The organism is Arenicella chitinivorans, assembly GCF_014651515.1.
Lineage (GTDB): Bacteria > Pseudomonadota > Gammaproteobacteria > Arenicellales > Arenicellaceae > Arenicella > Arenicella chitinivorans.
Window position 1 is genome coordinate 31,731 of sequence record NZ_BMXA01000004.1, and the last position, 16,058, is coordinate 47,788.

14 protein-coding genes are annotated in these 16,058 nt (G+C 50.5%); 10 read left to right on the forward strand and 4 right to left on the reverse strand.

Annotated features, from left to right (window positions below; translation table 11 throughout):
- The first annotated feature begins 53 nt into the window (after positions 1-53).
- On the forward strand, positions 54-1,337 hold the full coding sequence (locus tag IE055_RS11915; RefSeq protein WP_189401353.1) for an inorganic phosphate transporter: 1,284 nt from the start codon (positions 54-56) through the stop codon (positions 1,335-1,337).
- Positions 1,338-1,398: 61 nt separating this feature from the next.
- Positions 1,399-2,121 (forward strand): DUF3581 family protein, encoded by a 723-nt coding sequence (locus IE055_RS11920; RefSeq protein WP_189401355.1) that lies wholly within the window; start codon positions 1,399-1,401, stop codon positions 2,119-2,121.
- On the opposite strand, the gene IE055_RS11925 is transcribed toward IE055_RS11920, so the two are convergent.
- Positions 2,122-2,418 (reverse strand): hypothetical protein, encoded by a 297-nt coding sequence (locus tag IE055_RS11925; protein ID WP_189401358.1) that lies wholly within the window; start codon positions 2,416-2,418, stop codon positions 2,122-2,124. It lies immediately after the preceding gene.
- 80 nt (positions 2,419-2,498) lie between these two features.
- Positions 2,499-2,957, reverse strand: a complete 459-nt coding sequence (locus IE055_RS11930; RefSeq protein WP_189401361.1) for an MgtC/SapB family protein — start codon at positions 2,955-2,957, stop codon at positions 2,499-2,501.
- A gap of 114 nt (positions 2,958-3,071) precedes the next feature.
- Between IE055_RS11930 and IE055_RS11935 the strand changes: the two genes are divergently transcribed.
- The 6 genes from IE055_RS11935 (at position 3,072) to IE055_RS11960 (ending at position 12,920) form a co-directional block, all read left to right on the forward strand.
- Complete coding sequence (locus IE055_RS11935; protein WP_189401364.1) at positions 3,072-4,919, forward strand: cation:proton antiporter; 1,848 nt, start codon at positions 3,072-3,074, stop codon at positions 4,917-4,919.
- A 109-nt stretch (positions 4,920-5,028) separates the two neighbouring features.
- On the forward strand, positions 5,029-6,489 hold the full coding sequence (locus IE055_RS11940) for a sigma-54-dependent transcriptional regulator (RefSeq protein ID WP_189401367.1): 1,461 nt from the start codon (positions 5,029-5,031) through the stop codon (positions 6,487-6,489).
- Between the two features lie 261 nt (positions 6,490-6,750).
- Positions 6,751-7,170, forward strand: a complete 420-nt coding sequence (locus tag IE055_RS11945) for a hypothetical protein (RefSeq protein WP_189401369.1) — start codon at positions 6,751-6,753, stop codon at positions 7,168-7,170.
- A gap of 137 nt (positions 7,171-7,307) precedes the next feature.
- Complete coding sequence (locus tag IE055_RS11950) at positions 7,308-9,059, forward strand: mechanosensitive ion channel domain-containing protein (protein ID WP_189401372.1); 1,752 nt, start codon at positions 7,308-7,310, stop codon at positions 9,057-9,059.
- A 16-nt stretch (positions 9,060-9,075) separates the two neighbouring features.
- Complete coding sequence (locus IE055_RS11955) at positions 9,076-11,448, forward strand: fatty acid cis/trans isomerase (RefSeq protein ID WP_189401375.1); 2,373 nt, start codon at positions 9,076-9,078, stop codon at positions 11,446-11,448.
- A 95-nt stretch (positions 11,449-11,543) separates the two neighbouring features.
- Entirely contained in the window at positions 11,544-12,920 is a 1,377-nt protein-coding gene (locus tag IE055_RS11960; RefSeq protein WP_189401378.1) for an NAD-dependent succinate-semialdehyde dehydrogenase, read from the forward strand.
- Positions 12,921-12,925: 5 nt separating this feature from the next.
- Here IE055_RS11960 and IE055_RS11965 read toward each other — a convergent pair whose 3' ends face one another.
- Positions 12,926-13,432, reverse strand: a complete 507-nt coding sequence (locus IE055_RS11965; RefSeq protein ID WP_229794269.1) for an arsinothricin resistance N-acetyltransferase ArsN1 family B — start codon at positions 13,430-13,432, stop codon at positions 12,926-12,928.
- Positions 13,432-13,854, reverse strand: a complete 423-nt coding sequence (locus IE055_RS11970; RefSeq protein ID WP_189401381.1) for a YqaA family protein — start codon at positions 13,852-13,854, stop codon at positions 13,432-13,434. The genes IE055_RS11965 and IE055_RS11970 overlap by 1 nt, the downstream gene beginning before the upstream one ends.
- A gap of 183 nt (positions 13,855-14,037) precedes the next feature.
- On the opposite strand from IE055_RS11970, the gene IE055_RS11975 reads away from it, so the two are divergent.
- Both IE055_RS11975 and IE055_RS11980 read left to right on the forward strand, forming a co-directional pair.
- On the forward strand, positions 14,038-14,790 hold the full coding sequence (locus IE055_RS11975; RefSeq protein WP_189401384.1) for a sulfite exporter TauE/SafE family protein: 753 nt from the start codon (positions 14,038-14,040) through the stop codon (positions 14,788-14,790).
- Between the two features lie 23 nt (positions 14,791-14,813).
- The gene (locus tag IE055_RS11980) at positions 14,814-16,055 is read left to right on the forward strand and encodes an amidohydrolase family protein (protein ID WP_189401387.1); all 1,242 of its coding nucleotides are present in this window, start codon (positions 14,814-14,816) and stop codon (positions 16,053-16,055) included.
- Positions 16,056-16,058 lie beyond the last annotated feature (3 nt).

Here is a 16,058-nt window from a genome sequence, read left to right on the forward strand (position 1 = left end):
TGCTCTTTCGCGTGCACAACACCTCACAAGCCACTAAATTGGGGAAAGACTGAATGGAAATACTTGCTCAGCATGGCCACCTGTTACTTATTATCGGCTGCATCTTTGCTTTCTTCATGGCCTGGGGTATTGGCGCCAACGATGTCGCCAACGCTATGGGGACATCGGTTGGCTCGCGCGCGCTCACAGTCAAACAAGCCATTTTCATTGCCATCATTTTCGAGTTTGCTGGCGCGTATTTTGCCGGTGGCGAAGTAACGTCGACCATCCGCAAAGGCATTCTTGATCCGGATCTAATAACTAATCAGCCGGAGCTGTTGGTGTTCGGAATGATGGCTGCACTGCTGGCTGCCGGTTGCTGGTTATTGATTGCCAGCATCAAAGGTTGGCCAGTCTCGACCACGCATTCTATTATTGGTGCTCTGGTCGGCTTTGCCGCCGTTGGCATCTCCGTCGATGCCGTAAATTGGGGCAAAATCGGCACCATCGTAGCCAGTTGGGTGATCTCGCCGCTACTAGCCGGTACGATCTCCTATGCACTATTTACCAGCGTTCAACGCTTGGTTCTGGACACAGAGAATCCGTTTCAAAACGCCCGTCGGTACGTCCCGATTTATATCTTTTTTGTCGGCTTTATGATCGCGATGGTGACCCTGTTAAAGGGTTTGAAAAATACCAGCTTGAATCTCGACTTTGGCTTCGAAAGCAAATTTCTAAACAGTATGCCACTGGCGACCGCGGTCGGTATTCTGGTCGCGATATTCGGCGCGTTACTGTTACGCCGTGTCAGCGAAAAACAACCTGAAGGCAACCAGAACCGTTATGCGAACGTCGAAAACCTATTTGCGATTTTGATGATTTTCACTGCTGCTGCAATGGCCTTCGCCCACGGTTCGAACGACGTCGCTAACGCGGTTGGACCTTTAGCAGCCATAGCCAGCGTAATCGAATCAGGCGGAGAGATTGTCAAAAAATCCGCTCTGCCAAGCTGGATTCTAATCCTCGGTGGAGTCGGTATTGTGGTCGGCCTGGCAACGTATGGATTTCGCGTGATGGCCACCATTGGTCGCAAAATTACCGAATTGACGCCAAGTCGCGGTTTCGCTGCTGAGTTAGGTGCAGCAACTACGGTGGTCTTTGCTTCTACTTGGGGCCTGCCTATTTCCACCACACACACATTAGTCGGTGCCGTACTTGGGGTAGGGCTCGCACGGGGCATCGGTGCGCTTAACCTTAAGGTGGTTGGCAGTATTTTCATGTCATGGGTCGTGACATTGCCGGCAGGCGCCGGTTTTGCCATCATCTTTTTCTTTATTTTGAAAGCCATTTTCGGGTAGAGTCGCCCCTATCCAACATACGGCAAATACACAGCCGACCGAATTTAGAACCCAACCAACCATGAAGTTACTGCAACCATACAACACACCAGTCGACGACCATCGTGTTCAAATCAGCGCGACACAAGGCAGTCAGTTTGCGAAACAAGTCGCCGGTGATTACAACCCCATACACGACCCTGAATCCAGTCGGTTCTGTGTGCCGGGAGACTTATTATTCGCACTGGCTTTATCTCGATACGGCGCTCGACAGTCGATGCAATTTCAGTTTCTGGAATTGATCGCTGGCGACTCGGTGCTGACGTTTCCTGTGTTGGGTGATGATGGTGGGGCAGTCGACATTGTCAACGATCGAAATAAGCCGGTGATGGCCATGCAAGCTGGCGGCGATGTAATTCGCGATACCGATAAAATTGAAGCCATTGTGCAAGAGTATGTCGCGTTTTCGGGGCATAATTTTCCGCACATTTTACTGCCACTAATCCAACAGCATAACGTGATGGTAAACCCCAAACGTCCACTGGTGATTTATGAGCGTATGGCGTTCGAGCTCGCGCACACGAATTTCCAAACGCTTACACTTGAACTCACCAACTCACAACTCGATATTGAGGGTAAGCGTGGTCGCGCTACGCTAGAATTTGAATTCAAAGATAAAGACAAAGTGATTGGCGCCGGGTCCAAGGCATTGCTCTTAAGCGGCTTACGCCCTTACGATGCAGACGTGATGAACAAGGTTCGTGACGATTATCTGGCGCGTGTCGCTGCCGACCGGGCCGACTGATCACATTGACAGACTCGCGTTGTGAAACCGCAAGGCGTCGCGCGCGAACTGGGCCAAACTGGACGGCTGTTCTGTCTGCACCTCATCTTCCAAGGCGAGCAAAAATAACGAACGAAGTAAATCGCGACAAGCTTGCGGGGACTCGAAGCACAATGATCTGGCACAGACCGATTCATGCCGGATCAGGATTTTCACCAGTTCACGCTGGCACGGCACAACCCAACAACCCGAGCCGGTGTTGAACACCAATTCTCTTGCTTGCCTGCCAGACTCAGCATGCCTATGGTTGGAAGCCATGATAAGACCTTCCTCGACGCTCAAATGATAATGATTCTCATTCTCATAAAATACCGGCAACTTGTCAACGCTCGAAAACACTATTCATCGTGATCCGTGCCGGTATTTTGCTCGACCTCTTTTTTTACCCGACCAACGACCTTAAAACAGATAAAAGTCATTACACTCAGGGCCAACGCAATCTCTAACCGACCTAGGCCCACAGCAATCCCCACGGCACCGGTAGACCAGATCGCAGCGGCGGTTGAGGTTCCGAATACCGAGTCCTTCTGTTTTAAAATGGCGCCGCCACCGATAAATCCGATGCCGGTCACCACACCGCCAATAATGCGCCCCTGCGCCCCGGGATCATCAAACATCGTCACTCCAAGAATGGTAAAGCTGCAAGCCGCCATGGACACCAATGGAAATGTCCTCAATCCAGCTGAATGGGATTCCGACTCACGCTCCCAAGCGGTCATTAGCGGTAGCACGAAAGCAATCACTAATTGCAACAAATTAGAGAAAAACAGGGTATGATCAATTTCAAACAATGACATTATCTAGCATCCAGGGTACGGGTAACTTTGGGTTATTGTGTCAGAATCTGTGTTAGTGTGCAGCGCGGCTAGATGCGCAACATGGAATACTAACTTCGTTTTCAGAGATCAATCATGTCGTCTTTGCTACTGCTTGGCCTTATCGGCTTCGTCGGCTTTCTTTGTCAATGGCTTTCTCACAAAGTCAAACTGCCAGCGATCCTGTTCCTGTTAATCACCGGGATCCTAATGGGTCCGGTGTTTTCTATTTTAGACCCCAACACCTTATTTGGTGAACTGCTGTTCCCATTTATCTCGCTGTCAGTCGCGGTCATTCTGTTTGAAGGTGCGCTGACGCTCAAACGCAGTGAGTTAAAGGAAATAGGACGTCCAGTCAGACGCATGGTGACGGTCGGCGTGTTAGTTAATTCTGTGATCATGGCGACTGCCACACACTATCTATTGGGCTTGAGCTGGTCACTTTCAGCGTTGTTTGGCGCCATCATGGTGGTCACGGGGCCTACGGTGATAATGCCAATGTTGCGAACTGTTCGTCCGCAACCCAAAATCGCCGATGTGCTGCGCTGGGAAGGCATTGTGATCGACCCTATCGGAGCATTGATTGCGGTGCTGGTTTTCGAGTGGATTATCGTGCAGCAATCAGCGGCTGAGTTTCGAGAAATATTTTATGTTTTCGGCGGCACTGTGCTGGTTGGTTTGGCCACCGGTTTATTGGCTGGCTACATTTTTGGTTTGTTACTGCGCAACCACATTGTGCCAGAAAAACTGCACAACTTTGCTGCTCTGGCATTGGTGTGCCTGGTTTTCGCTGCCTCGGACACGCTGATGCATGAATCCGGCTTACTTGCCGTCACGGTGATGGGCATGTTATTGGCGAATATGCGCGGTGTTCATATTCACTCCATTCTTGATTTTAAAGAAGACCTCACAGTGGTGTTCGTGTCGGCCTTATTTATTGTTTTAGCCGCGAGACTCGACGTAGATGCATTCCTGTCACTCGGTTGGGGCGCACTGCTCTTATTGCTGGTTATGCAATTCATTGCTCGACCAGCGAAGGTCGCTTTGTCGTTTTTACGCTCAGATTTCAACTGGCGCGAAAAAGCCATGGTCTCGTGGATTGGTCCACGCGGGATCGTGGCAGCAGCGGTGTCCGCCGTATTTGCATTGCGACTGGAAGAGCTCGGACTGGAAGGCGCAGAGAAAATGGTGCCGCTCGCTTTCTCGATCATTATTGGCACCGTGGTATTTCAAAGTCTCACTGCACGCCCGATGGCACGCCTGCTTAAGGTTGCGCTGCCCAAAACCCATGGTGTATTAATCGTTGGCGCCAATCCGTTTTCTATCGCCTTGGCCAAGGCGTTTGCGAAAGCTGACGTGGAGACCATTATTTGTGACTCAAACTGGGATTCACTGCGGGCCGCACGCATCGATGGCATTAAAACGTACTATGGCAATCCCATTTCAGATCACGGTTTGATGCACCTGAACACATCGACTTACGGGTATATGTTAGGCCTGTCAAACCACTTCGAATACAACGTCACGCAAGCGAGCGGCTTCCGTGAAGAATTTGGCGGACGCAATGTGTTCCTACTGCCGCCAAATCAGTCTACAGAACGTTTCAAGCGACACATCGCGAGTGCGCAAAACAGCGGTCGCATTCTGTTCGATGAAGCCATGGCCTACAACAAACTTAAAGCACGGATTAACGCCGGTGAAGAAATCCGCGTGACCGATCTGAGCGACGAATATCGTTATGCTGACTGGCTCAAGGATAATGGCAACGCCGTGTTACTTTTCGCCATAAAACCCAATGGCGATATCACTTTCAGCACAACCGAAGGCAAGCCCTTCGTTGAGAGCGGCTACAAGTTATTTTACTTAAGCGCCAAACCCAAAAAGAACGGTAAGTCGTCCGAGCCCAAGGCAAACGACAACGCCGCGAATAACGCCGACATCTAACTCTACATTTAATATCGACTCTGAGTCCGCCGGTAAAAGTCGTGTTTTTAAGACGACTTGCTAAATTTCGGTGTTAGAATCGACGAGAATCCTACAATTGACGATCACCATGGCTAGTACTCTTCTCTTTATTCAAGATCAGCACTCAGACAATAAAGAGTTGCTACCCTACCTTGAAGATCAAGCATTTAAAGTTCGACATGCCGCTTCTGTTGCCGAAGCGTTGCAGCTCATTGACGACCACGGCTACCAACCGGATGCAATTCTGGTCGATGTGGACGATCTGAATGAAACTCAGATCCAACAACTCGAAGAGATCGAGGACACTCTCGGAATCCACGAATGGGTGTTCTTGGATCGCGAATTAGCCGAAGACTTAGCGGATCGTGTGGATGAACTGAGTTTTCGCTCACTGCGCGCGCCATACTCGGTGAAACGCATCACAGTCACTGTTCAAAAGGCGATGCGCTCCACCCGAGTCCGCCGTCGCCTCGCCGAGTACTCAGCCTCATCACACAAAAAATCGAGCTTTGAATCCATCGTTGGGCAAAGCGACGTGATCAAGGAACACCGTCGCGTACTTGAAGAACTTAGCCAAGTGCCCATGAGTACGCTTATGATTCACGGTGAAACCGGTTCGGGTAAGGGCCACTCAGCCGGAATTCTGCACAGCAATGGTCTGCGTCAAGACTTCGCCTTTATTGAGATGAACTGTGCGGCCATTCCTCAGGAGTTAGTCGAATCGCAACTATTCGGGCATGAGGCAGGTTCATTCACCGGCGCTAAAGGGCGTCATCGGGGTCTGCTTGAGCAAGCCAATAATGGCACCTTGTTTTTAGATGAGATCGGCGAGATGCCACTCGAAGTGCAAGCTAAGCTGCTCAAAGCCATCGAAGAGCAGTCTTTTCGGCGTGTTGGCGGTGAACACGAAATTTCAGTAGACGTACAAATATTTGCCGCCAGCAATCAAGACTTACAGCAGATGGTGGTTGATGGCGAGTTTCGAGAAGATCTCTACCATCGTCTCAATGTATTTGAAATTGAAGTTCCACCACTCCGTGATTACAAATCCGACCTGACCGAGTTAGTACCGATGCTGGTATCCGAGTACAGCGCAAAATCAGGCAAGAAAGTCACCTCGATACCCGATGAAGCGTGGAGCGAACTGCTTGCTTATAACTGGCCGGGCAATGTGCGTGAATTACGCAATGCGATCGAGCGATCTGTGCTGCTATCACGCGACGGCGAGCTCAACGCAAACTGGCTAAACCTCAACAATACGTTGCTTGAAGATCAACTTGATGAGCCAGAAGCGACGTCTGAAAGCACCGACCCTGAATTGCAAATTGACAACGTTGCTTCGCTTAATGTCGTGCAAAACGACGTACTCACATTCAAATTGGATGGCAGTATGACGTTAGAAGAAATGGACAGGCAAATTATCGAGAAGGCATTGCAGATAACACAAAATAACATCACCAAAGCAGCTCAGTTGATTGGCGCAACGCGCGAGACGCTGCGCTATCGCATCCAAAAATACGAGTTGGAAGTTGGCGCTGAATCAGCTTGATTCAGGCATCCGCAATGCATTGGGGTAATGCCACCAATGGGCGGGGGAAAACAACCGACCAAGCTTTGATATATTCTATTCTGCCCACCATGCACCCATAGAGCAACTCAGAAATAGCTGCCTAAGTTATTGATAACTATACAAGTATAAAGACATATTGCCTGCCAGCCTGCAACACTGGCACTGAATTTGCTTGATCCCCTGCAAGACGATGCTCAGCTGACGCTGGCCATTTAACGTTTAATAAAACACAGGAGAATCATGAGCAAATTTGATTTAGAAGACCCACAAACATCCTTTGGCGCGTTCAAACCCGTTGGGAATGTCGTCGCCGTATTCAATGACGCCGATAGCGCTGCCAGAGCAAGAACGGACTTAGAAGCAGGCGGTTACCAACCAGACGAAGTGACGTTGATGCGCAGTGTGGAATTTACGCAGCTACTAGACGAAATGCGTGAGGATCAACATGCGATCGCACTGCTTGGCTCTGAATTACGTAAAACCGATGAGTTCCGCGACCATGCGGACCGTGGTGCCACGTTTTTGGTTATCTATGCACCGTCGGATGAAGAAACCAAACGTGCAATGCGTGTCGTAAGTCGTTATAACTATCATTTCGCACTGAAGTATGGCCACCTGTTAATTGAGCGCTTTGACCCGGCACACCCGGCGAATCACTAGGATCGTGCTTTTTGACCAGAGGACCATGATTGTTAGCGTGTGGACTCATTCGGATTTCAGGCGCGATCGCACACATTCTTGGGGTACGTGTTTGCGTACCCCGACGTAAACTATTCAGCTTAACTACGGTAGCACGTATGACCACACACACTCGGTTTACACTCGCTCTTTTTACCCTGCTCACAACATTGTGCGTGGCTAGTACAGCGCCTGCTCAAGCTGACGTTGCCGACTCAACTGAGTTAGCGCCGGTCGAGGCACTTACCAAGGAGCGGGCTAAAGAACAGGTCGCTGCCAAAGTCAATGCCGAAGCCATCGAACAACTACGTGACATTCAGATATCTCTGGACGTTAAGAAAGCCGAGCGAGAAAAGTTACGTGCCAAGATTAGCAAGGCTGGCGAGAACGTTCCACCCGAGCTTACTCGTGCCTTGGATGAACTCAATTCGGAAATCACACTACTACGCGAAACCTTCGAACAAATAGCGATTGGCGGGGTTGATTTGTCCGTATTCGGGGTTGAGGAATCACAGTTTGACTGGCGTGAGGAATTGGTCACTATCGTTAAACCGCTGCTTGAAAATGTCAAAGATCTGACTGAAAAGCCGCGCAAAATAGAGAATCTAAGACGCATTATTGGAGAGAAACAGGCTGCGATTGCCGCTTCCGATGAAGCACTCGCGTCGATTGATAAACTACAAGAAGCAGCAAAAGACAAAAGCGTAATTGCCGACTTGACCAGCATTGAACAGCAGTGGACCAGCCGTCGCGCGGATCTTCAACGCGCCGTACAACTGGCGGAGTATCAACTGCATAATCTCGAAGGCAAGGATGTCGCGTGGTTTCATGTTATGGCAAGCTCCACCAAGGAGTTCATACACGGTCGCGGGCTGACATTATTACTCGTAGTTCTCGTGTCATTATGTATCTGGGGTTTCACACGCGCTTTGCTGTGGTTAGTTCGCAGACGTTCAGCCAATAACGATGAACAAGAGGTTAAAACGCATTATCGTGTTGCTGCCTACGGCTATAAGATTTTCACCATCATCCTAATCGCCATTGGTGCCATGATGGTGCTGTATTTCCGTCAAGATCTTTTATTGCTTGCAATTATGGTGGTGGTTTTTATCGGGGCAGCGTTAGCACTCAAAAACCTGCTCCCGAGGTACATCGCTGAAAGCCGCTTATTGCTGAACATCGGCAGCGTCCGTGAGCGGGAGCGCATTATGGTGAATGGCGTTCCGTTTCAGGTGCTCCACATAAATATGCATACTCGACTTGCCAATCCGGAATTGTCTGGCGCACTGCGCTTGCCACTTTATCAACTGCATGAGATGAATTCACGCCCACTTCGCGGTGATAACACTTGGTTTCCGAGTCGCACGGGCGACTGGGTTCTGGACGACGATGGTCAACCACTGGAAGTCTTGGAGCAGTCTATCGAAACGGTGAAAGTACGCGATGTCGCATCCATGACGCATCTGATTCCGACCGCAGACTACTTTGCCGCTGGGTATCGAAACCTATCGACACCCGATGGGTTCCGTGTGTCCACGGTTTTCGGCGTAGACTATGAACTCCAAACCACACCGCACCAAGAGATCAGTCAGTTGTTCAAAGCTGGGCTAGAAAACTGTATCCAAGAACAACCCTATGCCGACGATGTTGTGGCGATCAATGCTGACTTTCATTCAGCCGGTGACTCGTCACTGAATTACCTCGTGTTTCTCGAACTCAAACCCGAAGCGGCAAGTCACTATAACCGTATTCGACGCCACCTCCAACAAGCTTGCGTTACAGTGTGCAACGAGCAAGGTTGGAGTATTCCATTCCCACAACTTACCGTACATCAACCTAATCTGGTTACCCGCCAGTCCAAAGACAGCTAATAAAGAATATATAACCATGACACTACGGAAACCAATCCAGATATTGATGCTGTGCCTGCTAACGGCCTGTAACTCGAACGACCCAGAAGTTGTGACGTTAGGAGTACTGCCCGACACCGGCATTACCGGTGAGGCGATCAGCTATAGTCAGGACATTAAGCCCATTCTTGAGACACGCTGCGTCGCCTGCCATGCCTGCTACGACGCTCCTTGCCAACTTAAGCTCACCGCTCATGAAGGCGTCACACGCGGTGGCTCCAAAGAGCGCGTCTATAACCACAAAAGTTTACGTGAAGGCAAGCTAAGCCGACTGTTTTTCGATGCGCAGTCAGAAACAGAATGGCGCGACCAAGGTTTTCATTCAGTGCTTGCAGACGCAAACTCAACGACCTCAAACCCAGTACCAAGTTCCACGCTTACCGGCTTACTCGACCTCAAATCTGAATACCAAAAACGGAACCCAGAGGCGCGCTACGATGAGCTTCCGATCGACGATCAGACCACGTGGCAGTGTGCCGCTGATCGTGGTGAATTTTTAAACTATGCCGACGATTATCCAGAGCGTGGCATGCCCTATGGTTTGCCAGCCCTAAGCAAGTCAGCACAAACACAGATCACTCACTGGGTCACACGTGGCGCCATGGACGACACGGACTACAGTCTGACCAAGGCAGAACAGAAACACGTCGACAGGTGGGAAAGTTGGTTGAACTCTGACGACAAAAAGCAGCAACTGATCTCACGATACATTTATGAACACTTATTCCTGGCCAATCTGTATTTTAGTCAGGAAGCCGCTGCTGACCGTCGCTACTTCGAGCTGGTTAGGTCGAGCACACCGCCAGGCCAACCACTGGCTGTGATTGCTACCCGCCGCCCATTTGATGACCCCGGCATTGAACGCGTGTACTACCGGCTGCGCCTGGACCGGGAAACACCGGTTGCCAAAACGCATATGCCGTACCCATTGAACGAGGAAAAAATGGCTAATTGGGTTCGCTGGTTTGTCGATCCCGATTACGACGTGGATCACTTGCCGAGCTATGCCATCAAAGCCGCCTCGAACCCATTTAAAACTTTCGCGCAGCTGCCACCGGATGCGCGTTATCGCTTTATGTTGGATGAAGCAAACTTTATAGTGCGCGGTTTTATTAAAGGGCCGGTCTGCAAAGGCCAAGCGGCCGTAAACGTGATCAACGAACACTTCTGGGTGTTTTTCGTAGACCCGAAGTATCAATCGGGACCCGAAATGAAAGCGTACCTGGCAACCGTGCAAGACGAACTCGACTTACCCGCGGAAAAGGAAGACACCTTGCGCTTATTTGATTCCTGGAACGAATTCGCCAAATTAGAGAAAAAATTCTTAACTCAGCGCCACGATTTCATTGGTACCAAATTGGCCACCAACGACACCCTGCCGATGGACCGCATCTGGGATGGTGATGGCACCAACCCGAACGCGGCGCTGACCATTTTTCGGCATTTCGACCATGCCAGCGTACAGCAAGGACTGAACGGGCAACCACCGAAGACCGCCTGGGTCATTGACTATCCATTACTGGAACGAATCCACTATCTCTTAGTGGCTGGCTATGACGTTTACGGCAATGTCAGCCACCAACTTCTGTCCAGAATTTATATGGACTTCCTGCGTATGGAAGGGGAATCGCTGTTCTTGACCACGTTACCGGAGGAAACGCGCAGTTCACTGCTCGCGTATTGGTATCGTGGGGCTGACCAACGGATCCACAAATTTATGTCGCTGACCTTCACAGACATTGAGCGCAAGACTGAAAAACAACGTTACGGAAAAGACCATAAACCTTCGCCGCAACAGGTGGAAGAAAAGCTTGCCGTGTACAGTGCACTGGAACAGCATATTGGCGGAGCACTCTCGACCACCTATGATTTAGAGCACCAAAAAGACAACTACAGCACCATGTTGTTCGAGCAGATTCAAGCCGTGCAATCAATCGCTAATGAGGGCTTTAAACGCTTGCCTGAGGTCAGTCTGCTGGCGGTCAATAACTCGGAGGGGGTCAACTATTTTACGTTGATTAAGAATCGCGGCCTGTTGAACAACACATCGATTCTGCTTGAAAACTTAAACCAAGTACCTGAAGAAACCACCGTCTCCATCATTCCCGGTTTTATCGCGTCACGACCCAACACCTTCTTGCGCGTTAACGAAGTCAATTTTCCAGAGTTTATTCGTGATCTGCAAACGATGGATGATAAAGAGTCGTACCATGTCTTTTTGCGCAACTATGCGGTGAGTCGACGAGATCCGCAATTCTGGACGCATTACGATGCCTTTCAAACCGGCTTCAAACAGTTCAGCCCGGTCGATTACGGTGTGCTGGATTTGAACAAACTAATTACTCATTAATTCCACTGGGATAAGCTCAGTCGATTTTGAATATAAGCGACGCAAACCATACTTAAACCGTATACTCAGGAAAATTTGCTTTCGGATAACACGCCATGCAATCCATCAACCCAAAGAATAGCTCAGTCATCGCCAACTACACTGAACTGGATGAGACCGCTCTGAACCAAGCAATTGAACAATCACACCTTGCTTTTCGTCGCTGGCGGAAAACCTCATTCGAAGCGCGTGCCGCTGTACTGCGTGCGGCAGCCGATGAACTCGAACGGCGTAAACCCTCTTTGGCGAGATTGATGGCAGACGAGATGGGCAAACCGCTGGCAGAAGGCGAGGGCGAAGTAGAAAAATGTGCCTGGGTATGTCGCTATTATGCCGACCACGCTGCGGAGCAGTTGGCCGACAAACATATTGAAACCGATTACTTAGTGAGCAAGGTCAGTTACCAGCCAATTGGCTGCGTGTTTGCCGTGATGCCTTGGAACTACCCACTGTGGCAAGTATTTAGATTCGCCGCACCAACTTTGATGGCAGGCAACACAGGATTACTCAAACACGCTGAAAATGTCTGTGGCAGCGCGCTGGAGATTCAAGCCATTTTCGAAGCTGCGGGCTTACCCAAACATGTATTTTCTACCCTATTAGTCGATCGAGAGCAGGCTAAAACGATTATTGAACATCCTCGGGTGCGGGCGGTGACCCTCACTGGCAGCACCCGTGCGGGCAAAGCCGTGGCCGCCACTGCCGGTGCAGTACTCAAAAAATGCGTGTTGGAACTCGGCGGCAGTGATGCCTATTTAGTACTGGAAGACGCCAACCTAGAACTGGCAGCGAGCAAATGTGCGCAAAGCCGCTTATTGAACGCTGGTCAGAGCTGCATCTCGGCCAAGCGGTTTTTAGTGCATAAAAATGTGATTACGCAGTTTACCGAGTTGCTAATGACAAAATTCCAACAGCAGGTGATGGGGGATCCGCTCGAAAAGCAAACAACCATCGGCCCGATGGCTAGAATCGACCTGCGCGATGAACTGCATTCCCAAGTACAGCGCTCTATCGAGGCGGGCGCAACTCGCTTACTGGGCGGCGAGGTGCCGGACTTGGCCGGTGCGTATTACCCGCCGACCATTCTGAGCAATGTTCAACCGGGGATGCCCGCGTTTGATGAAGAACTGTTTGGACCCGTAGCCGCTATTATTGCCGTGGACTCTCTGGAACAGGCAATCGAATTGGCGAATCAATCCGACTTTGGACTTGGCGGCGGTATCTTTAGCGCCGACGTCGCAACCGCAGAGCAGATTGCTAGCTCCGAAATCGATTCCGGAGCCTGTTTCGTCAATGACTTCGTCAAATCCGATCCACGCCTGCCATTTGGCGGCGTAAAAGACAGTGGTTACGGTCGCGAACTCAGTGAGCAAGGCATTCACGAGTTTGTCAACGTCAAGACCGTCTGCGTTCGAGCCAGCGACGCGTCGTAAGCGGTTTACTCTGGACGCGAGAGCTGGCATTGCCAGTAACCAACATCGACCCATTCAGCAAACTTAAAACCGACTTGCTCAAAATGCGCGACCTTGTGCATACCGAACTTCTCATGCAGCGCGATGCTGGCTGGGTTTGGTAAAGAAATACCCGCAATCGCCACATGATAATCCAGCGCGGTCAATCTGGCGAACAGTGCAGCATACAGCTTTGAACCCCATCCAGCTGCGGTGCGCTTGGCATCCAAGTAGACAGTCACTTCGACGCTGTAGCGATAAGCACAGCGTCCTTTCCATTTACTTGCATACGCATAACCGATCACCTCATTCTCGACCTCACAAACCAGCCAAGGCAACCCTTGCTGCTCCGTCTCTATAATTCTCAGTTCCATGTCATTGGCTTCGACCAGCGACTCCTCAAAGGTCACTACGGTGTGTTCTATGTAGTGGTTATAAATTGCCGCAATCTGTGCGGCATCCGGAGTCACGGCGTCACGAATTTTCATCGTCATTATAAGACACTCATAAGAGTCAAGATCACCACAGCATAGCGCAGCCCTTTGCCAATACCAACCAGGATCACAAACAGCCACAAGGGCACGCGCAGGATCCCAGCGATCAAGGTCAATGCATCGCCACCAACTGGAAGCCAAGCAAGGAGCAATGTCCAAACCCCATATTTATTGAACCAACGCTGTCCCTGATCCAACTGATTTTGTTTGAATGGAAACCAACGTCTGTCTTGAAAATGCAACAAATAACGACCCAATAGCCAATTGACCACGGCACCGGCGGTGTTGCCGATACTTGCGACCAACCAGATCATCCACGGATCCGCACCTTGCTGTAGCCCTGCTGCCACAGCAATCTCCGAATAGAAGGGCAAGATTGTCGCGGCGCCGAACGCGCTGATGAAGATCAGCCAGTAGCTCATGAGTTGCCCCGCATGATTCGTTCGTGATTCTGGTGCGCTATAGTCATACCCGTACTATACCGGCCATCATGCAAGAACCGTTGAAAAGAAAACAAACACGTTCAACGTAATACGGATCGCGCACGGCTCAAAACAACTATGGTAATCTGTGACACTACCCATCGCCTTTAAGTAGTACAACACATGATTGACCTGCTCGGTTTTAGCCTCTCCTCACTCGATCTGATACTGTTGCTCGGTGCCGCAATCTTGGTAGGCATGGCCAAGACCGGCGTTCCCGGCACAGGAATGATCGCCGTACCACTGCTCGCCATCGCCTTTGGGAGCAAAGAGTCTACCGGTCTATTACTGACTATGCTCATTTTTGCCGATGTGTTTGGCGTCTCGTACTATCATCGTCATGCCAATTGGCAGCACCTTGTGCGCCTGCTTCCTTTTGCACTGTTCGGCGTGCTGGTAGGCACAGTATTCGGTGACCTCATCAATGATGATGCGTTTCGCCTATCCATGGCTATCATCATTTTTTTTTCGCTTGCGCAAATGTTGTGGCAGGAAAAACAGAGCGAGGTGCCTTTACTTAATTCCGGCTGGTTTATCGCGATCATCGGTATTCTAGGTGGATTTACCACCATGGTCGGCAACCTCGCGGGGCCGGTCATGAGCTTGTATCTGTTGGCAATGCGTTTCCCAAAAAATGAATTTATTGGCACTGCGGCCTGGTTTTTCCTATGTATCAACCTGTTCAAGATCCCTTTTCATATCTGGGTATGGGGTACAGTTAATTGGCAAAGCACCGCACTCACGGCGATTCTCATTCCGGTGATTGCGCTTGGCGCTGCCATCGGAATCTGGCTGGTCGGTAAAATTAATGAACATTGGTTTCGCCGCTTTGTGATCGCAATGACCGCAGTCGCCGCGGCAGTAATGTTGTTTTAGTCGAAAACCGCTACACTGACGCAATGAAAAGGACGCGATATCGTGCACCACGCCGGCAGTTTCTCCGCTCAGCAGTGGCTACATCAGGCGCCGCGTGGTTAAGCGGCTGTACCGAAGAACTTCCGCCGGAACGGTATACAACAGCGGATCAAGCAAAACTGTCAACGCAACAACAACGCGACCTTGAGTTGTCTGGCAGCAGTCGATTTGGTGTGCATCGGTATCAAGGTTACCGCGGTCTGGCCAAACTACCTTGGTTTGATCTTGACGCGCAGAATAACCTGATTTGTAGCGATGAGCGGGTACCGCACGCGATTGATATCCACTGCCATCTTGGAATGTCGGTTTTATTCCGTCCTTATCTGGATTTAAATCGACCATGGCCCAGAGTGGAGCACCTGTTGGATTGCGATCACCCTAAGCAGCCGTGCGAGCTCGACCTCGATGTCTACGCAAATGGCAACTTTTCACCTCAGGCACTGGAACAATTACATTCTGAAATACGGGCACAAGGCTTATGGGGAAGCCGAGCAGCGCGCACTCAGACGATCCCAAACTTAATTGCTGAGATGGACCGTATGCGCGTAGACCAAGCAATTTTGCTGCCGATCAAAGTGGGCCTCTGGTTTGGTGACAATTTGACCGAGCAATGGCGCAGGAGCGTGCTAAAAGCAGAAATGGAGCACCGTTTACGAGTCGGATTCTCGGTCAATCCACACGCATCCAGTTGCTTGCAGGATTTTGATGCCGAGGTGGCGCGCGGCGGCCGCGTGGTGAAATTGCATCCGACGGTACAGCGTTTTTTCCCCGATGACCCGAAGGCCATGGCCATTTATCAGCGCGCACGCGAGCTGGGGGTTATTGTGTTCTTTCACGGCGGTCGCGCTGGGATCGAACCGGTCGATAATCAACCTTATGCTTTACCTCGTCATTACACGGCGGCGCTCAGTGAATTCCCCGAAGTACAGTTCATTTTAGGGCATGCTGGCGCGCGCGACCATCAGGACATGTTGGCCATGGCGCTGCGGCACTCAAACGCTTGGATTGGGATTCACGGTCAAAGCTTGCGTAATCTCGATACCATGATTAACCTTACTGGTGGCCGACAACTCCTGTTTGGCACGGATTGGCCGTTCTACCACATCGGCATGTCGTTAGCGAAAGTGTTGATCGTGACTGACTCCGAATCCCGCTTAGCGGTTCGCCATGCAATTTTACGGGGGAATGCGACGCGCTTATTCAGTCATATCAGCAAAATGGCGTAGCGC

Coding starts and splice junctions, on each gene's coding strand:
- IE055_RS11915 (WP_189401353.1), top strand. CDS start 54: ATGGAAATACTTGCTCAGCATGGCCACCTGTTACTTATTATCGGCTGC.
- IE055_RS11920 (WP_189401355.1), top strand. CDS start 1,399: ATGAAGTTACTGCAACCATACAACACACCAGTCGACGACCATCGTGTT.
- IE055_RS11925 (WP_189401358.1), bottom strand. CDS start 2,418: ATGGCTTCCAACCATAGGCATGCTGAGTCTGGCAGGCAAGCAAGAGAA.
- IE055_RS11930 (WP_189401361.1), bottom strand. CDS start 2,957: ATGTCATTGTTTGAAATTGATCATACCCTGTTTTTCTCTAATTTGTTG.
- IE055_RS11935 (WP_189401364.1), top strand. CDS start 3,072: ATGTCGTCTTTGCTACTGCTTGGCCTTATCGGCTTCGTCGGCTTTCTT.
- IE055_RS11940 (WP_189401367.1), top strand. CDS start 5,029: ATGGCTAGTACTCTTCTCTTTATTCAAGATCAGCACTCAGACAATAAA.
- IE055_RS11945 (WP_189401369.1), top strand. CDS start 6,751: ATGAGCAAATTTGATTTAGAAGACCCACAAACATCCTTTGGCGCGTTC.
- IE055_RS11950 (WP_189401372.1), top strand. CDS start 7,308: ATGACCACACACACTCGGTTTACACTCGCTCTTTTTACCCTGCTCACA.
- IE055_RS11955 (WP_189401375.1), top strand. CDS start 9,076: ATGACACTACGGAAACCAATCCAGATATTGATGCTGTGCCTGCTAACG.
- IE055_RS11960 (WP_189401378.1), top strand. CDS start 11,544: ATGCAATCCATCAACCCAAAGAATAGCTCAGTCATCGCCAACTACACT.
- IE055_RS11965 (WP_229794269.1), bottom strand. CDS start 13,432: ATGACGATGAAAATTCGTGACGCCGTGACTCCGGATGCCGCACAGATT.
- IE055_RS11970 (WP_189401381.1), bottom strand. CDS start 13,854: ATGAGCTACTGGCTGATCTTCATCAGCGCGTTCGGCGCCGCGACAATC.
- IE055_RS11975 (WP_189401384.1), top strand. CDS start 14,038: ATGATTGACCTGCTCGGTTTTAGCCTCTCCTCACTCGATCTGATACTG.
- IE055_RS11980 (WP_189401387.1), top strand. CDS start 14,814: ATGAAAAGGACGCGATATCGTGCACCACGCCGGCAGTTTCTCCGCTCA.